Source organism: Tenacibaculum sp. AWR4_210, from assembly GCF_056160945.1.
Map to the genome: position 1 here is coordinate 736,331 of NZ_JBSWYF010000001.1, position 18,494 is coordinate 754,824.

15 protein-coding genes are annotated in these 18,494 nt (G+C 39.4%); 9 read left to right on the top strand and 6 right to left on the bottom strand.

What is annotated here, in order from left to right; genetic code table 11:
• The first annotated feature begins 67 nt into the window (after nt 1-67).
• On the top strand, nt 68-910 hold the full coding sequence (locus ACXAG7_RS03250; RefSeq protein WP_408044108.1) for a DUF2911 domain-containing protein: 843 nt from the start codon (nt 68-70) through the stop codon (nt 908-910).
• Between the two features lie 166 nt (nt 911-1,076).
• Nucleotides 1,077-3,350, top strand: coding sequence for a neutral/alkaline non-lysosomal ceramidase N-terminal domain-containing protein (locus ACXAG7_RS03255; RefSeq protein ID WP_476665945.1), 2,274 nt, complete (start codon nt 1,077-1,079; stop codon nt 3,348-3,350).
• A 33-nt stretch (nt 3,351-3,383) separates the two neighbouring features.
• Here the strand turns inward: ACXAG7_RS03255 and ACXAG7_RS03260 are convergent, their stop codons facing one another.
• The 4 genes from ACXAG7_RS03260 to ACXAG7_RS03275 form a co-directional block, all read right to left on the bottom strand.
• The gene (locus ACXAG7_RS03260) at nt 3,384-3,839 is read right to left on the bottom strand and encodes an N-acetyltransferase family protein (RefSeq protein ID WP_476665946.1); all 456 of its coding nucleotides are present in this window, start codon (nt 3,837-3,839) and stop codon (nt 3,384-3,386) included.
• Nucleotides 3,840-4,086: 247 nt separating this feature from the next.
• Nucleotides 4,087-5,760 carry a sodium:solute symporter family protein gene (locus tag ACXAG7_RS03265; protein ID WP_476665947.1) on the bottom strand — a complete coding sequence of 558 codons (1,674 nt, stop codon included), beginning with the start codon at nt 5,758-5,760 and terminating at the stop codon, nt 4,087-4,089.
• A gap of 127 nt (nt 5,761-5,887) precedes the next feature.
• Nucleotides 5,888-6,661: a DUF6503 family protein gene (locus ACXAG7_RS03270; protein WP_476665948.1), complete on the bottom strand. Its 774-nt coding sequence runs from the start codon at nt 6,659-6,661 to the stop codon at nt 5,888-5,890.
• A gap of 114 nt (nt 6,662-6,775) precedes the next feature.
• On the bottom strand, nt 6,776-7,126 hold the full coding sequence (locus tag ACXAG7_RS03275; RefSeq protein ID WP_408044113.1) for a 4Fe-4S dicluster domain-containing protein: 351 nt from the start codon (nt 7,124-7,126) through the stop codon (nt 6,776-6,778).
• 71 nt (nt 7,127-7,197) lie between these two features.
• Here ACXAG7_RS03275 and ACXAG7_RS03280 point away from each other — a divergent pair, with 71 nt between their 5' ends.
• Genes ACXAG7_RS03280 through ACXAG7_RS03305 form a run of 6 tightly spaced genes read left to right on the top strand, consistent with a single transcriptional unit; the run spans nt 7,198 to nt 13,394 of the window.
• Nucleotides 7,198-8,259 (top strand): acyl-CoA reductase, encoded by a 1,062-nt coding sequence (locus ACXAG7_RS03280; protein ID WP_476665949.1) that lies wholly within the window; start codon nt 7,198-7,200, stop codon nt 8,257-8,259.
• A 29-nt stretch (nt 8,260-8,288) separates the two neighbouring features.
• Nucleotides 8,289-9,356 carry a 3-phosphoserine/phosphohydroxythreonine transaminase gene (gene serC / locus ACXAG7_RS03285; RefSeq protein ID WP_476665950.1) on the top strand — a complete coding sequence of 356 codons (1,068 nt, stop codon included), beginning with the start codon at nt 8,289-8,291 and terminating at the stop codon, nt 9,354-9,356.
• A 39-nt stretch (nt 9,357-9,395) separates the two neighbouring features.
• Nucleotides 9,396-10,349: an NAD(P)-dependent oxidoreductase gene (locus ACXAG7_RS03290; RefSeq protein WP_408044116.1), complete on the top strand. Its 954-nt coding sequence runs from the start codon at nt 9,396-9,398 to the stop codon at nt 10,347-10,349.
• Nucleotides 10,350-10,352: 3 nt separating this feature from the next.
• A complete protein-coding gene (locus ACXAG7_RS03295; RefSeq protein ID WP_476665951.1) occupies nt 10,353-11,591 on the top strand; it encodes a DUF1015 domain-containing protein in 1,239 nt (412 codons plus the stop codon).
• Nucleotides 11,592-11,602: 11 nt separating this feature from the next.
• Nucleotides 11,603-12,262 carry a YggS family pyridoxal phosphate-dependent enzyme gene (locus ACXAG7_RS03300; protein WP_476665952.1) on the top strand — a complete coding sequence of 220 codons (660 nt, stop codon included), beginning with the start codon at nt 11,603-11,605 and terminating at the stop codon, nt 12,260-12,262.
• A gap of 34 nt (nt 12,263-12,296) precedes the next feature.
• On the top strand, nt 12,297-13,394 hold the full coding sequence (locus ACXAG7_RS03305; protein ID WP_408044119.1) for an exonuclease domain-containing protein: 1,098 nt from the start codon (nt 12,297-12,299) through the stop codon (nt 13,392-13,394).
• Nucleotides 13,395-13,474: 80 nt separating this feature from the next.
• Here ACXAG7_RS03305 and carB read toward each other — a convergent pair whose 3' ends face one another.
• Nucleotides 13,475-16,327 (bottom strand): carbamoyl-phosphate synthase large subunit, encoded by a 2,853-nt coding sequence (gene carB / locus ACXAG7_RS03310; RefSeq protein WP_408044120.1) that lies wholly within the window; start codon nt 16,325-16,327, stop codon nt 13,475-13,477.
• A gap of 108 nt (nt 16,328-16,435) precedes the next feature.
• Complete coding sequence (rpmH, locus tag ACXAG7_RS03315; RefSeq protein WP_408044121.1) at nt 16,436-16,597, bottom strand: 50S ribosomal protein L34; 162 nt, start codon at nt 16,595-16,597, stop codon at nt 16,436-16,438.
• Nucleotides 16,598-16,813: 216 nt separating this feature from the next.
• Here rpmH and ACXAG7_RS03320 point away from each other — a divergent pair, with 216 nt between their 5' ends.
• Nucleotides 16,814-18,427 (top strand): CTP synthase, encoded by a 1,614-nt coding sequence (locus tag ACXAG7_RS03320; RefSeq protein WP_476665953.1) that lies wholly within the window; start codon nt 16,814-16,816, stop codon nt 18,425-18,427.
• Nucleotides 18,428-18,494: the final 67 nt, after the last annotated feature.

Genomic DNA, 18,494 nt, shown 5'->3' on the forward strand with positions numbered 1-18,494 from the left:
TTTGTTAACATTAATAGGCATATTTCGTTGTAATTTTAGCTAAATTTTTAATCAAACACACCATAACATGAAAAAAGTACTTTTAAGTTTGGTAGCGCTGGCTTGTACAAGTCTGCTTAACGCACAGGTGAAAACACCTGCTTCAAGTCCATCTTCCAAATTGGAGCAACAAGTTGGTCTAACAGATGTATCTGTTGAATACTCTCGTCCTGGGATGAAAGGAAGAAAGATATTTGGCGATTTAGTTCCTTTTGGGAAGCTTTGGCGCACCGGAGCAAATGCTAACACTAAAATCACTTTTAGTGACGATGTTACTATTGATGGAAAAGAATTAAAAAAAGGAAGCTATGCAATCTACACCAAACCCAATAAAGATTCTTGGGAGGTAATTTTTTACAACGACACCAATAACTGGGGAACTCCTAGAAAATGGGACGCGTCAAAAGTTGCTTTAACAACCACAGCCAAAGTGGTACCTATGCCCGTGAAAATAGAAACTTTTACCATTACTATTGATGATATCACCAACAATTCAGCAGCAATAGGTATGTTGTGGGAAAATGCTTATGTAGGAGTTACGTTTACAACACCAACTGACAAAGGTGTAGAAGCGAGCATTACAAAAATTATGAATGGACCTTCGCCTAATGATTATTACGCGGCTGCTGTGTATTACTTAACTGAAGGAAAAGACATTAACAAAGCAAAAACTTGGATTAACAAAGCCGTTGACATGACTAAAGAACAGCCAAGATTTTGGTACTTGCGTCAACAATCATTAATCTTAGCTAAAGCAGGAGATAAAAAAGGAGCTATTAAGGCTGCTAAAGGATCTTTGGCGGGTGCTGAGAAAGCGGGAAATGCTGACTATGTAAAAATGAATAAAGAGTTTTTAGCAAAAATGAAGTAATTCGTTGCTTTTGCTATATACCTCAAGAAAAGCCTGCTTTTGCAGGCTTTTTCATTTTAACAACTATTAGTCTAAATTATTTCACTATAAGTAAAATTTATACACTTTTTTTAACAATAACACAACTATCATTTAACTTAGTGAGTAACTAAAAATCACTAACCCAATGATTTACTCAACCCTTCTAATGAAAAGGCTGCTCACAAGCCTTTGTTTCCTTGCGGTTATTCACCTACAGGGACAAACCAATAACTATGAAATTGGTATCGGGATCTCCGATATCACTGGTCAAATTGCACAAAGTAACTTTTTCGGTTACGGAAACCCTTTTTTTAGTAATTCGGGAATCAAAGACCGGCAGTACGCTCGCGCTTTTATTGTCAAAGAACCCAACGGGAAACCGGTAGTCTTTGTCAACATCGACAAAGGAGCCGTGTTTCAATCGGTCAATCAAGCTGTACTGCAAGCACTGCGCAATGAGTTCGGAACACTTTACACCGACAGCAACTTGATTATCAGCGCAACACACACCCATGTGTCACCGGGTGGTTATTCACATTACGAACTGTACAACACAGCTACCGGTGGACATTACAAAACCAATTTTTCCATTCTCATTTCCGGTATCGTCCAAGCGATAAAGCAAGCGCATGAGCACATGAGCCCTGGAAGAATTTACTATAACAAAGGCTATTTAACGAATGCGAGTATCAACCGCTCTTTAGTGGCTTACCAGCTCAACAAAGACGCCAATGCCTACCCTAGTATCGACCAAGAAATGACAGTACTCAAATTTATCCAAGGAAATCGTCCTGTAGGAATGCTTTCATGGTTTGCTGTGCACCCCACTAATTTGACAAAAACGTACAAGTTTTGTAGTGGTGACAACAAAGGGTACGCTGCTCTTGAATTCGAGCGACTCCAAGGTACACAATACCGGGCTTCACACCCACAATTTATCGCGGCATTCGCCAATTCCAATGCGGGTGACATGTCACCAAACCTCCGTCAACCCGCCCCTGACGACCCGCGAACAGATGCCTCAGGACCAGGAGCTACAGAAGAAGAAAGCGCAGCCATAATTGGGATGCGTCAGTATCAAAAAGCCTACGAATTATTTAACAGTGCCACCATTCAATTAACCGGTTCAGTGGTTGCCGTTACTAGGTACAGTGATTATTCAAAGCTGTCCATAGCGCCCAAATTCACCGATGGTGAATGGCGTCAAACCTGTAAAGCAGCATTGGGCTTGTCATTCCGAGCTGGAGCAGAAGATGGTAGAAGTGGCATAGGACGTGAGGGTGAAACTCGAAGCAACCCTACCAGCGGATGTGCCAATGCTCAGTGTCATATGGAAAAACCTATTGATATACTCTTCAATATTGGCGCTAATGACGCCAACCCAAGAACCCCAAAAATACTCCCTACCAGTTTGCTAAAAATTGGTCAGTTAGGAATTTTAGCAGCTCCAGGTGAATTTACGGTAATGGCAGGAAGACGCATGCGTAAAGCCGTGAGTGATGTGCCTGATACCGGTATACAATACACCGTATTCACGGGGTATGCAGATGCCTATGCTGGCTATGTAACGACTCGTGAAGAATACGCCTCTCAACAATACGAAGGTGCCAGCACACATTTTGGCCCTTGGACCTGTGCTGCCTATCAACAAGAATTTGAACGCTTGACTACAAAAATTCGCACGCCTTTGGCCAATCCTTGGCCCGTTCCGGAACCTCAAGCACCAGTAAAGTCCTTTATTGGCCTCGACAAAACGGCTCCTATATTGTTTGATGACAAACCGCTCTTTAAATCTTTTGGGAGTACCATCCAAGACGCTACTTCTTTTTACACTGCCAATCAAACTATAAACGTTAGCTTTTGGGGAGGACATCCGAACAACAATCCCAGAACCAATGGCAGTTATTTAGCAGTACAACAACTCATTGAAGGCTCGTGGATTACCCGATATGAAGATCGTGACAATTCGACCAAAATGGAATGGAAACGCAGTGGCATTGCCAATTCAAAAATTTACATCCAATGGAAAATCCCCACCAATGTCGATGCAGGCACCTACCGCATTGTTCATTACGGAGCATGGAAAAACGGATGGACAGGAGCTGTAAAACCCTATACTGCCACCAGCCGAACTTTTGCCATTGGGCAACAGCGAAAGGCTCTGCAAAAAGAAAATGCCAACACGAGTATTTCGCTTTTCCCCAACCCAGCAAAGCAATACGTCCAATTTGCAAATCCTCAGCGATGGAAAGGCACAGTATTCCTGATGAACACTTTAGGACAAAAAGTATGGGAACAATCCTTGGGAACATCCGATATTGAAAAGGTCCCCTTGCGTACTTTGCAACGCGGTGTCTACCTCGTTCATATCCGTTATGAAAACCAGCCCATAGTAAAAACAAAACTCATTAAGCTATAAACAAAAAGCGTTCCTCTGTGAGGAACGCTTTTCTTATAATGATCGTCTCATTTTTATCAAATGTTGTTTGAATCCAACCTTTTCATAGGCTCTTATCGCTCCTGCATTTTCAGCAAACACATCCAGTCGAACCTCCTCCATTCCTCGCTCTTTACACCAGCTGAGTAAGGCCTCCATAATCATTTTATTTACTCCTTTCCCCCTGCTTTCCGGAACGGTATACATAAACCCGAGGTAGGCAAACTTGTCGTATTTGTAATAATTTTTAAAATCGGCTATCCTAGCATACCCTGAAGCGATGAGTTCACCGGCCTCTTCGGCCACCAAAACCAATACCTCTTCTGCGTGAATCATTGCCTCGATATCGTAATAATGTATGGTCCCCTTTTTAAAGGTGGGCTCAAAAGGTCTTTCTGCAGTTATTAAATCTTGTTCAAAATCTAATAATCTAGGCAAATCAGATATTGTTGCTGTGCGAATTGATATCATGTATTTCTCGAATGAATTTTTCTAACTAATTTTTATCAAATTTACTGAAAATATCCATGAAAAAGGGGATCGAAAGCTATTGATCAGTATCGAATTTTAGCTCAGTCACTTACCAACTACTCACGGAGAAAAAGCAAAAAGCGAAAAGGTACCTTTCCGCTTTTTATTTTATATTTTGAACAAATTCTGAAAATACAAAATCGATTCAAAATTCATTCTTCTGAGAATTCTAATAGTATAGGTATCGCTATTCCACTAACGAGCCTTGTCTACCCTCCATTAAAGCTTGGATGAAAACCGCCAATACCATGACGATGATACAACCTACGGCATTCAACCACAAAAATGAAAAATAGTCAATTTTATAGAGGATAAAAATTGCGAACTGCGTAATAATTGCAGCGACAAAAACCGCATTCCCTCTGGTAAATTTAACAAAAAAGGCCAACAAGAAAATTCCGAGAACATTTCCGTAAAACAAGGACCCTATAATGTTTACTAACTGAATTAGATTGTCAAATAGATCGGCCACACAGGCAACAACTATGGCCAAAATACCCCAACCAAACGTCAATAACTTTGTGACTTTTACATAATGCGCTTCATCGTAATCTCGTGAAACATTTCGCTTGTACAAATCGATGGCTGTTGTAGAGGCCAGCGCATTGAGCTCAGAAGCTGTAGATGACATGGCTGCCGACAAAATTACGGCTAACAACAAACCTATTAATCCCGTGGGCAAGTATTTTAAAATAAATTGAATAAACACGTAATCTTTGTCATTCAAAACCACAGTATCATCGGCTTGTTTAATCAATGTTTTAGCCTCAGCTTTTAATTCGGCATCCCTTGCATTCAGACGCTTTAAACTGGCTTTTACCTCCGGTGTTAAGGAAGCAGTTAGCAAGGTTTTCTTTTGACGTTCTATGCTCTTATGCTCCTCTCCTAGCTTTTCGTAAGCGGCACTGTGTTTAGATACTCGAACGGCTTGTTCTGCTTTTGGATTAAAGTGTAAAGGACTGCTGTTAAATTGATAAAACACGAAAACCATGATTCCTACGAGTAGGATAAAAAACTGCATAGGCACTTTTAGTAAACCGTTAAAGATAAGCCCCAGTTGACTTTCTCTACTCGACTTTCCCGATAAATAGCGCTGTACTTGACTTTGGTCCGTTCCGAAGTAGGAAAGCATTAAAAACGTTCCTCCTAAAATCCCCGTCCAAACGGTATAACGATTATTTAAATCCCAAGAAAAATCTAAGATATTCATCTTATCACTCGCTCCTGCAATGTCAAGAGCTCTCGAAAAATCAACTCCTTCAGGCAACTTATCTAAAATGACATAAAATGCTACGAACATCCCGGCAAAAATAACTGCCATTTGCTGTTTTTGAGTAACACTTACGGCCTTCGTTCCTCCTGATACGGTATATAAGATTACTAAGACTCCGATTAATATGTTTAGAGTGATCAGATCCCACCCTAACACCGTTGACAATACGATGGCTGGAGCATAAATTGTTATTCCTGCAGCCAATCCGCGTTGCACCAAAAACAAGAAAGCCGTCAGCATCCTGGTTTTTCCATCAAAGCGCTGTTCCAGGTACTCATAGGCGGTAAACACCTTTAATTTGTGGTACAACGGAATAAACACCAAACAAATAATCACCATTGCAATAGGGAGTCCAATATAAAATTGAACAAAGCCCATACCGCTGTGAAAAGCCTGTCCTGGTGTTGATAAAAAGGTTATGGCACTCGCTTGAGTTGCCATTACTGACAACCCAATTGTCCACCATTTACTTGAATTTCCTCCTTTAATATACTCTTCTACGCTGTTGTTTCCTTTTGTTTTCCAAATTCCGTAGCCTACGATAAAAAGTAACGTAGCGCTCAATACTATCCAATCGACTAATTCCATAGCTTAAGCGGCATACATTTTCGTTAATACGTAAAATAAAATCAGGTAAATTACATTGGCTAACAGCACCCAGCTGTATTCTTTTTTCCACTTGTATTTTGGGGAGGTCATTTATATGTAGTTTTAATTATTCTTTCGGTTTTACAAAAAAGCTGTGAGCCAAAGCAGCTTCACTAACTAAACCCGAAGAAAACTCTATAGGAGCTCTCGCTGGAGCATCAGGATTTCCGTTCTCATCTTTTTTATACCACGTAATCGCTTTGGGCAACAAGAGTCCATTAACAGATTCCCATTGGTCGTATTTAATTAAATTAAACGAATCTGAAGGTTTTTTAGAGAAATACGTCACGGTATATCCTAGCCATTCCATCTGAAAAGTTTCGGGATTGTAATATATAAAATAATTATCATCGGGAGAGGTACCCACATTGGCTTTGTACGAAATTTTAACACCTGGATACTCTTTTCCTTCGAAAGTTAAGGGTTTTGCCTCGCTGTAGACAATTCCATCATCGGCTAAAACAAATGGCATTGCGTAAAAATAAAAGTACAAATTGTAGTAAAATTCTGGATTTCCTTTAAAAGCGGTAGAATCTTGCTGATGTAACCACACATTTTCTCCGTCAAATCCCAAAGAATAGGCATCGGTATTCACCACTGTTTTACGCGTGTGTAAATCGACGGTATGTTCTTGGTCATTCACTTTGAAACTCATGGTTTTCGCTTTGTTCCACATAGCGATTCCTCCGTGCTTTTCAAACACTTTTGCTAAACTTTCAGGATACGTAGGCGCTTTTGCTTGGGCAATTACTTTTTCGGGAGTTTGCTCTTTTTGTTTTGTTTCTTTTTTACAGGCGCTGAGCACTACACTTAGTGCTACGAGTACAGTTGCTAATCTCATGTTTGTTTTTAGTTTATACTCATCAGTCGTAATTTTTTAGCAGCATTACAAAAAGACATAAAAAAACCTGAGAATTAACATTCTCAGGCTCTGTATCAATCATTTGACACTCTTTTAATCGTTGTGCATAAAACGTTGTTTTGCCAAAAGCTCCTCATCCGTTTCCACATTATTATCATCTGGAACACAACAATCTACAGGACATACTGCCGCACATTGTGGTTCTTCGTGAAATCCTTTACACTCTGTACATTTATCGGCAACGATGTAGTATATTTCATCAGAAATCGGTTCTTGCTCATCTTCAGCATTCGCCTTATTTCCGTTCGGTAATACGATATCTCCTTCTAAATCGGTACCATCTGCATACTTCCAGTCTTCTGCACCCTCATAAATAGCCGTGTTAGGGCATTCTGGCTCACAAGCTCCGCAGTTTATGCATTCATCAGTTATTATAATTGCCATAATAAATCTCTTTCAGTTTTGTAACTTTGCAGGCACAAAAATAGTTCCAATTTAATTTAGAACCAATATAAATGGATACGAATACAACACGCGTAGAAGCGTTTTACCAACTCGGAAGGTTTTTAAGTCAGTTTAGTCGTGAAGGTATCACTCAAAAAGAAGAGATACAATTTAATGATCTATTTTTTGATGGATTCAAACATCAATTAAAAGTTGCAGCAGAACGCAATACTTGGTTTACCCAAGAAAATTTGCTTTTCGCAACGGAAAATTGGTCTAAAGCTCTCAGTAAAGAGGCTCTAGAAACGTGGACAGCACCCTTTGAGAAAGGCATCGATACTCCGAAAAACATCGCTGTTATTATGGCTGGAAACATCCCTATGGTAGGATTTCACGATTTTTTATCGGTTCTTATTTCAGGGCATACTATTACCGTAAAACAATCGTCAAACGATAAGCATTTACTCCCTTTCTTAGCTAAGTACTTGGAGTATGTTTGTCCAGAATTAAAGGGAAAAATCCAATTTACGGAAGAAAAGCTCCCTGAATTCGACGCTGTGATTGCCACTGGAAGCAATAATACGGCACGTTATTTTGAACATTATTTCAAAGACAAACCGAGTATCATCAGAAAAAACAGAAATTCAGTAGCCGTGCTCAGCGGTAAGGAAAGCAGTGATGACTTAGAACAACTCAGTGAAGACGTTTTTCGTTATTTCGGGTTAGGATGCCGCTCTGTTTCCAAGCTCTTTGTACCTAAAGGCTATGATTTTGATGCTTTCTTTAGAGGAATGTACAACCGCCATGAAATTATAAATAACGCCAAATACGCCAATAATTACGACTACAACAAAGCCGTATACCTCATGAGTGAATTTGACATTTTAGAGAATGGTTTTTTAATGATCAAAGAAGATGCGAGTTACGCCTCTCCAATAGCTTCTGTATTTTACGAGTATTACGATACCAAAGATAGTTTACTCCAAAAATTAGCAGACGACGCTGAACAAATTCAATGCGTAGTAAGTTCAGATACCGCTGCGGGGCATATACCATTCGGAAAAACTCAATTCCCTGAGCTATGGGACTACGCAGATGGTGTAAATACCTTAGAATTTTTACACAAACTTTAAACAAAAACAACAACACAACATAACACCCTATGAAAAAACACAACTTTAGCGCCGGACCTTGTATTTTACCAGAAGAGGTATTGCAAAAAGCTTCAGAAGCCGTGGTAAATTTTAATAATGACAATTTATCACTGATAGAAATTTCACACAGAAGTAAGCCTTTTGTAGATGTCATTGAGCGTGCGCGTTCACTGGCTTTAGAATTACTAGGCTTGAAAGGAAAAGGCTATCACGCTTTATTTTTACAAGGAGGAGCCAGCAACCAGTTTTTGATGACTGCGTATAATTTATTGAATAAAAAAGCAGCGTATCTAAATACCGGAACTTGGAGTAGCAAAGCCATAAAAGAAGCCAAATTATTTGGTGACTTGGTAGAAGTTGCTTCATCAGAGGACAAGGGATTTAACTATATCCCAAAAAATTACGACATCCCAACCGATGCCGACTATTTTCACTGTACCAGCAACAATACTATTTACGGGACTCAGATGAAATCGTTCCCAAAAACGGAGGTTCCTTTAATTTGCGATATGAGTTCTGATATTTTTTCCAGAAGTCTCGATTTTACAAACTTTGATTTGATTTACGCTGGAGCTCAAAAAAACATGGGGCCTGCCGGAACCACTTTGGTCATTGTAAAGGAAGGGCTGTTAGGAAAAGTTGAGCGCGCTATACCATCGATGCTCAATTATCAAACACATATCGACAAGGATAGTATGTTTAATACCCCTCCTGTGTTTGCTGTGTACGTTTCTATGCTTACCTTGCAGTGGTTAAAGGATCTCGGAGGAATTCCGTTTATAGAAAAAGTAAATGAGAAAAAAGCAGCTTTATTATACGCTGAAATCGACCGTAACCCCTTATTTAAAGGCGTGGTAGCTCCAGAAGATCGCAGCATCATGAATGCTACTTTCCAATTGACCAATCCGGATCACGCAACAGCATTTGATGCGATGTGGCAAGAAGCTGACATCAATGGATTGCACGGACATAGAAGTGTGGGTGGATATAGGGCAAGTATGTATAATGCATTACCTTTGCACAGCGTTCAAGCATTGGTAGATGTCATGCAAGAGTTCGAACGCAAAGCACAATAATAAAACAACGCGTTTATACAACGTATTAGAGTATAGATAATGAAGATATTAGCAAATGACGGACTGGCGCAAAGCGGAATTAGCGCTTTGGAAAATGCAGGATTTGAAGTAGTAGTTACAAAGGTTGCACAGGAGCAACTTCAGAATTTTATCAATGACGAAGGCATCGATGCCCTCATCATTACCAAGAATACAACAATACATCCCGAACTGCTCGAGGCTTGCCCGAGTATTAAATTAATAGCGCATCAAGGTACTAACCTCGATCATATAGACGTCGAGTTTGCAGCTGACAACGGAATTCACGTAATTCACAGTGCAGACGGAACTGCGAATGCCATTGCAGAATTGGTATTTGCCCACCTTTTGGGGATGGCGCGATTTTTACCACAAGCAAACCGCGAAATGCCGCTCGAAGGAGAACTCCGCTTTAATGCACTTAAAAAAGAGTTCTCAGAAGGTATTGAACTTCGAGGAAAAACCTTGGGTATCATCGGTGATACTGCAGATGCTGAACAGGTAGCTAGCTTAGCACTAGGAATGGGAATGAACGTTATTTTTAGTGGAGACTACAGCGAAGAAAAATCAATTGCTGTACTCTTCTACAACGGGCAACAAATAGACATTCAAGTTGCGACAGAACCTTATGCAGAAGTTTTAAAGCAAGCGGATTTCTTAACCCTGCACATCGAAAACCAAGACAGTCACTTAATTACCCAAGAACACTTTGAGCATATGAAAGACGGTGTTGGGATCGTGAATACCGCTGCTGGAGGATTGATTGACGAAGTGGCTTTAGTAAACGCTATTGAGAGTGGAAAAGTTCGCTTTGCTGGACTCGATGTATTCGAGAGTCAGCCAAGGCCAGAAATTCAACTTTTAATGAATACCGACCTATCACTTACACCCAATATTGCTACCTTAACTCAAGAAGCAAAAACAAAATCGGGAAGTGATTTATCAAAACAAATTATTGCGTTACTCGCTGAATAAACTATGGCAAAAGTTAAACCTTTTAAAGCGGTAAGAGCTACTCGTGACAAGGTAGCTCTCGTTTCTTCTAAATCGTATGAGATTTACGAAACGGATCACCTAAATGCAAAATTAGACTTTAATCCTTATACTTTTTTGCACGTTATTAACCCTGGTTACAAGTATCACCAGGACAAGGTAACGGGTGAACAACGCTTTAAATTAGTGCATAATAGGTATTTGGAATTCAAAGAGGATGGGTATTTTACACAAGACACCAAAGCGGCGTATTACTTGTACAAAAAGATTACCCCTAATGAAACATTTTGCGGTATCATCGCCGCAACCTCGGTGGCAGATTACCACGACGATATTATCAAAAAGCACGAAGGTACCTTGCACGAACGTGAACTATTGTTTGAAGACTACCTCAAAAATACAGGATTCAATGCAGAGCCCGTGCTCCTCACCTATCCCGACAATGATGTCATTAGTGATATCGTCAAAAAATACCAAGAACAGCGTGCTGAATACGAATTTACAACTACGGACAAGGACTTGCATTTTTTATGGGTTATTAACGACGACGAAGACGTAGTAAAAATAACTGAGGCATTTCGAAACATCGACACGCTTTACATAGCCGACGGTCATCACCGCTCGACTTCCTCATGTATGCTAGCCGAAAACCTAGCCAAAAACAATCCGTCACATGACGGAACGGAAGCTTATAACTTCTTTATGAGCTACCTACTTCCCGAGAGTCAGTTATGTATCTATGAATTCAACAGGTTTATTCGCGATTTAAACGGATTGAGTTCAGAAGAGTTTTTGATGGAATTGGACACTATTTTTAAAATCGAAAACAAAGGTTTAGAACTGTACAAACCCAAAGAAAAGCATCAATTCACCATGTATTTGGACGGTAATTTTTACGCCTTGACCCTCCGAAAGTCGGCCTATGAATTCAGTGATGCACTGAGCAAGTTAGACGCTCAAATTCTATATCAGACAGTGCTAAAACCCATCTTGGGAATTGAAGATATACGCAACAGTAAAAAAATTATTTATTCGCAAAACAAGTCAGGCGGACTGGAATTAAAGACTAAAGTTGATGAAGGTAGTTTTAAAGTATCTTTTGGAATGCTCCCGACGAATATCGATGAATTAAAAAGTATCGTCGACGGAGGGGCACTCATGCCTCCAAAGACCACCTATATCGAACCGAAGTTACGCAGCGCCATTACGATTTACGAATTTTAGCAATACAGAATATGATTAAAGAGAACTTGAAACGCATCAAGGAAGCCCTCCCAGAAGAGGTAACGCTCGTTGCGGTATCAAAAACAAAGCCGATCAGTGACTTACAAGAAGCCTACGAGGCTGGGCAACGCATTTTTGGAGAAAACAAAATCCAAGAAATGGTAGAAAAATACGACGCTCTTCCGAAGGACATTCAGTGGCATATGATTGGGCATTTACAGCGTAACAAGGTTAAGTACATGGCACACTTTGTCGATTTAATCCACGGCGTTGACAGTATTAAAACACTGCAAGAGATCAACAAGCAGGCAGCAAAACACCAACGTGTTATTCGCGTATTATTACAGGCAAAAATTGCGAAAGAAGACAGCAAGTTTGGGCTGAGTTTTGATGAAATTCAAGAGATCTTAGCATCGGACTTACAAAATTCTCTTTCTAACATACGCGTTGTTGGATTAATGGGAATGGCGACCTTCACAGATGATCGAACACAAATTGGAGAAGAATTCACCAACCTAAACAACTTATTTACAACACTTAAAGAACAGCAACACCCCCTCGAAATACTATCTATGGGTATGAGCGGTGATTACGAATTAGCCATTGAAAAGGGAAGCAATATGGTCAGAATTGGTAGCTCAATATTTGGTGTTAGGAATTATAATGCTTAGCTTTATAGAGTAAGCAATTAAAAAAGGGAAAGAATTGTACGCGATATTAGATATTGAAACTACCGGAGGTAAGTTTAATGAAGAGGGCATTACAGAGATTGCCATATATAAATACGACGGTCACGAAATTATTGATCAGTTTATCAGCTTGGTCAATCCTGAACGTGAAATTCAGGACTTTGTGGTAAAACTAACAGGGATTAATAACAAAATGCTACGCAATGCTCCGAAATTTTACGAGATTGCCAAACGCATTATTGAAATGACCCAAGACTGTATACTGATAGCACACAATGCCAGTTTTGATTACAGAATTTTAAAAACTGAATTTAGTCGCCTCGGTTACGATTATCAGAAAAACACACTTTGTACCGTTAGCCTCAGTAAGAAACTGATTCCAGACGCACCGTCATTTAGTTTAGGAAAACTGTGCAGGCATTTGGGAATTCCGGTCACGGACAGGCATCGGGCAAACGGAGATGCACTGGCAACGGTAAAGCTTTTTAAGCTCCTTATAGACAAGGACAACAACAAAGAAATCATTCAGGAAACGGTAAAGTATTTTGACAATCGTCACGAAAAAATGCGCATCGTTAAGATACTCGATAAATTACCGGAAAAACTCGGTGTTTATTACGTTCATAATGAAGAAGGCAACATCATCTTTATAGGACGAGGCACCAATATAAAGCAAGAGGTAAACAAGCAATTTTTAAAGAAAACCTCCAAAGCGGAAAAGGTCCTAAAGCGGGTGCACGAGGTCAGTTATCAAGAAACCGGAAACACCTTGTTAACTCGCCTAAAATACCACTTAGACCTAGATGGTATGCGACCGAAATACAATATTATCCGCAAGCGTAAAAACTCGGTTAAAGAGTTTAACAATCACAATTTCATGATTGTGGATAAAGGAAGAACTCCTGAAGAACACAGCGTGATTTTGATAGAAAACAATGAGGTTATCGGATATACATTTACCAATTTAGCCTTTCAAGAGAATCAGCTCGACGTGTTAAAATCAATGCTTACCCCTATCGAAAACAAAGCATTAGCACGAACGATTATCAAAAATTACCTACTTCGTAACAACGTACAAAAAATTGTTCGTTTTGACGATATGGACATCGCTTAAGATAGAGAAATCTCTTTTCACCATAAAAAAAAACCTCATTGCTTAACAATGAGGTTTTATTTTTATATACTAGCAAGTGCTTATTTACTTAAGTACATTTTACGTCGTGCGTATAAATCGTAGAATTGATCATCGCGCAAGTTTTCGATAAACAAAATACTCTCTCCCGTACTCTTCATTTCTGGTCCGAGCTTTTTGTTTACATTCGGGAACTTATTAAACGAGAATACTGGTTGTTTAATAGCAAAACCTTCTAATTGTGGGTTGAAATCGAAGTCCGTAACCTTTTTCTCTCCTAGCATTACTTTGGTTGCGTAGTTTACGTAAGGTTCTTTGTAGGCCTTCGCAATAAACGGTACCGTACGTGATGCACGAGGGTTCGCTTCAATAATATACACCTTATCGTCTTTAATCGCGAACTGAATATTGATCAATCCAACAGTGTCTAAAGCCAAGGCAATTGTTTTGGTATATTCTCTAATTTGTTCTAAAATTAACTCTCCTAAATTAAAGGCAGGTAGCGTCGCATTTGAATCTCCTGAGTGAATTCCACAAGGCTCAATATGCTCCATGATACCAATGATATAGACGTTTTCACCATCACAAATTGCATCTGCTTCTGCTTCGATAGCTCCTTCTAAATAGTGATCTAATAACAACTTGTTATTTGGAATTTTTCTGAGTAAATCAACAACGTGTTCGAGTAACTCTTCTTTGTTGATAACGATCTTCATTCCTTGTCCTCCTAATACATACGACGGACGCACCAAAATTGGGAAGTCTAATTCGTCAGCTAATGCTAAGGCTTGATCAGCAGTTTCTGCTACACCAAAACGCGGATACGGAATATTATTGTCTTTCAATAAGGTTGAGAAACTACCTCTATCTTCCGCTAAGTCTAGGGCTTTATAGCTAGTACCGATGATAGGAATTCCGTAACGATCGAGTTTTTCAGCTAACTTCAAGGCGGTTTGCCCTCCTAATTGAACAATTACTCCTTCTGGTTTTTCGTGCTTGATGATATCGTAGATATGCTCCCAGAAAACAGGTTCAAAATAAAGCTTATCAGCCGTATCAAAATCTGTCGATACTGTTTCCGGGTTACAGTTGATCATAATAGTTTCGTAACCACTTTCCGAAGCAGCGAGTACTCCGTGTACACAACAGTAATCAAACTCAATTCCTTGACCGATTCGGTTAGGTCCAGACCCTAGTACTATGATTTTCTTCTTATCAGAAACTTCACTTTCATTCGCTATAGTCACCTCACCTTCAGCCGTTTCAATGGCATTTTCAAAGGTAGAATAGTAATAAGGTGTTTGTGCTTTAAACTCTGCTGCACAGGTATCTACCAATTTGTACACACGCTTTACGCCGAGTTCTTCTCTTTTATTATATACTTGGCTTTCTAAACATCCTAGCATATGTGCGATTTGACGATCACCATATCCTTTTTGCTTAGCTTCCAATAATAAGTCTTTGTCTAAAGTATCAATTGTATACGTTGAAATCTCTTTTTCTAGCTCGTGCAATTCTTCGTATTGCTTTAAGAACCACATATCAATTTTCGTGATTTCGTGGATCTTGCTTAACGGCATTCCAATTTGGATAGCGTCGTAAATAGCAAACACGCGATCCCAAGAGGCATAACGCAACTTCTCTTTGATTTGTGCGTAATCGGTATAGCTCTTACCATCAGCACCAATTCCATTTCTCTTGATCTCTAACGATTGTGTAGCTTTGTGCAATGCTTCTTGGAAAGAACGTCCAATTCCCATCACCTCTCCTACTGACTTCATCTGCAATCCTAATTCTCTATCAGAACCTTCAAACTTATCGAAGTTCCAACGTGGAATTTTTACGATTACATAGTCCAAGGTAGGCTCAAACAATGCTGAAGTAGATTTGGTAATCTGGTTATCCAATTCGTCTAAGGTATAACCGATAGCTAACTTAGAAGCGATTTTTGCGATAGGGTATCCAGTAGCTTTACTCGCCAATGCTGACGAACGCGATACACGTGGATTAATTTCAATGGCGATAATTTGCTCTTCTTCATCAGGAGAAACTGCGAACTGCACATTACATCCTCCAGCAAAATCTCCGATAGAGCGCATCATATGGATGGCCATATCACGCATTCTTTGGTAAGTCTTATCAGACAAGGTCATCGCAGGCGCTACGGTAATTGAATCACCGGTGTGGATTCCCATAGGATCCATATTCTCGATAGAACAGATGATTACAACATTGTCATTTTTGTCGCGCAATAACTCTAATTCGTATTCTTTCCAGCCTAATAAGGCCTTATCGATCATCACTTCGTGAATAGGTGATACTTCGAGTCCACGTGTTAACATTTCATCAAAGTCCTCCTCTTTGTGTACAAAAGAAGCTCCTGCCCCACCGAGGGTAAACGAAGCTCTAATTACTAAAGGAAATCCAAACTCTTGTGCAATTTCTTTTCCTTTTAAATACGAAGTTGCGGTAGCTTGTGGCGCCATCGGGATTCCGATTTCCAACATGAGCTCTCTAAACTTCTCACGATCTTCTGTGATGTTGATAGCATCGATATCTACTCCAATAATTTCTACCCCAAAATCTTCCCAGATTCCTTTTTCGTCAGCCTCAATACACAAGTTCAATGCTGTTTGTCCTCCCATTGTCGGTAGTACAGCATCAATTTGAGGGTGCTCCTTTAAAATTTGAACGAGTGATTTTGTGGTTAATGGTAAAAGATAAACATGATCTGCCATCGACGGGTCAGTCATAATAGTCGCCGGATTCGAATTGATCAAAATAGTTTCAATTCCGTCCTCTCTGAGTGAACGCAATGCTTGTGATCCTGAATAATCAAATTCACATGCTTGTCCAATTACGATCGGTCCTGATCCGATAATTAAAATTGATTTAAGGTCTTGTCTCTTCGGCATTACTTAAGTTGTTGTATTGTTGTGTATAAAGTTAAAAAAAGTTATTCAGGTATAAAAAAAGGTGTTACTAACAAAAAGTAACACCTCTATATTAATGATAATAAATCATTATTTCTTTGGTCTGTTTTCAGATGAAACAGTCAATTTCTTTCTTCCTTTAGCTCTTCTTCTAGCTAATACCTTACGACCATTAGCAGAAGCCATTCTTTCTCTGAAACCGTGCTTGTTTCTTCTTTTACGTTTTGATGGTTGATACGTTCTTTTACTCATTACAATATATCTTAAATATCTTCTTTAATTAATTCTTGCTTTTGTGAAATTCCGTCTGCTAAAAGCGTGGGCAAATATACAATAGTTTTTTAGTCTGACAAACCCAAGTATCCTTTTTTTTGAAAAAAAATCACTTTGTTAAAACCTACTCTTTATTAAAGTTTTTCTTTGTCGAGATTGATAGACTTCTTACTTTTGCCCAAACCTAACAATACCATGAATAACACTAAATACGTTTTTGTCACAGGAGGCGTAACTTCATCACTTGGAAAAGGAATTATAGCGGCATCATTAGCTAAATTATTACAAGAAAGAGGCTATTCTGTTACCATACAAAAGCTAGATCCTTATATTAATATAGACCCAGGAACTTTAAATCCTTACGAACACGGAGAGTGTTACGTAACCGATGACGGAGCAGAAACTGATTTAGACCTCGGGCACTACGAACGATTTCTAAACATCCCTACCTCTCAGGCGAACAACGTGACTACGGGTCGCATTTACCAGTCGGTAATTAACAAAGAGCGCAAAGGAGAATTTTTAGGAAAAACCGTTCAAGTGATTCCTCATATTACTGACGAAATTAAACACCGTATTCAAATTTTAGGAAATACTGGTGATTACGATATCGTCATTACGGAAATTGGAGGAACCATCGGTGATATCGAATCGCTACCTTATATCGAAGCTGTACGTCAAATGCAATGGGAATTAGGAGAAGAGAACGCCATTGTTATCCACCTGACTTTAGTACCGTATTTATCTGCTGCTGGTGAGTTAAAAACCAAACCGACACAGCACTCTGTAAAAATGTTAATGCAAAGTGGTGTTAGCCCTGACATATTAGTATGTCGTTCGGAGCACGAAATCAACGATACCATTAAGCGTAAGTTAGCATTGTTTTGCAATGTAAAAAAACAAGACGTTATTCAGTCGTTGGATGCAGAAACTATTTACGACGTTCCGAATATGATGTTTGACGAAGGGCTCGATTACGTGGTATTAGAAAAACTTCGTTTATCGACGCGTAAACAGCCAAAGCTCAAAGCTTGGAACAAGTTTTTAGACAAGCACAAAAACCCAACCTCTACCATAGAAATAGGTTTGGTTGGTAAGTACGTAGAATTACACGATTCGTATAAATCTATTACCGAAGCCTTTATCCACGCCGGTGCGGCCAATAAAACGAAGGTAAACGTACGTTGGATCCACTCAGAGCAACTCACTCCTGAAAATGCAGCAGCTAGCTTACAGGGATTAAACGGTGTTTTGGTAGCTCCTGGATTTGGTGATCGAGGTATTGAAGGTAAAATCGCTGCAGTACAATACGTTCGTGAAAACAACATTCCCTTTTTAGGAATATGTTTAGGAATGCAAATGGCAGTAATTGAATTTGCTCGTAACGTACTCAAGTTAGACAAGGCAAATTCAACTGAAATGAATCCTGAAGTGAAACACCCAGTGATTAACTTGATGGAAGAGCAAAAAGAAGTAACTGAAAAAGGAGGAACCATGCGTTTAGGTGCTTGGGATTGTCAATTGACACAAGACTCTAAAGTTTTTCAAGCGTATAAAGAAGAATTGATTAGCGAGCGTCACCGCCATCGCTATGAATTCAATAACAAATACAAAGAACAGATAGAAGCTGCCGGAATGAAAGCAACAGGGGTAAACCCCAAAACCGGTTTGGTAGAAATCGTAGAAGTACCTACACATCCTTGGTTTGTAGGTGTTCAATACCATCCAGAGTACAAGAGTACTGTATTGAATCCACATCCGCTATTTGTGGATTTCATCAAAGCTTCATTGAAACACTCCAAAAAATAACATTCAATCCCGCAAGAGACTGCGGGATTTTTTTTGCTTTGGAACGACCTTTGAACTACTTAAGCAG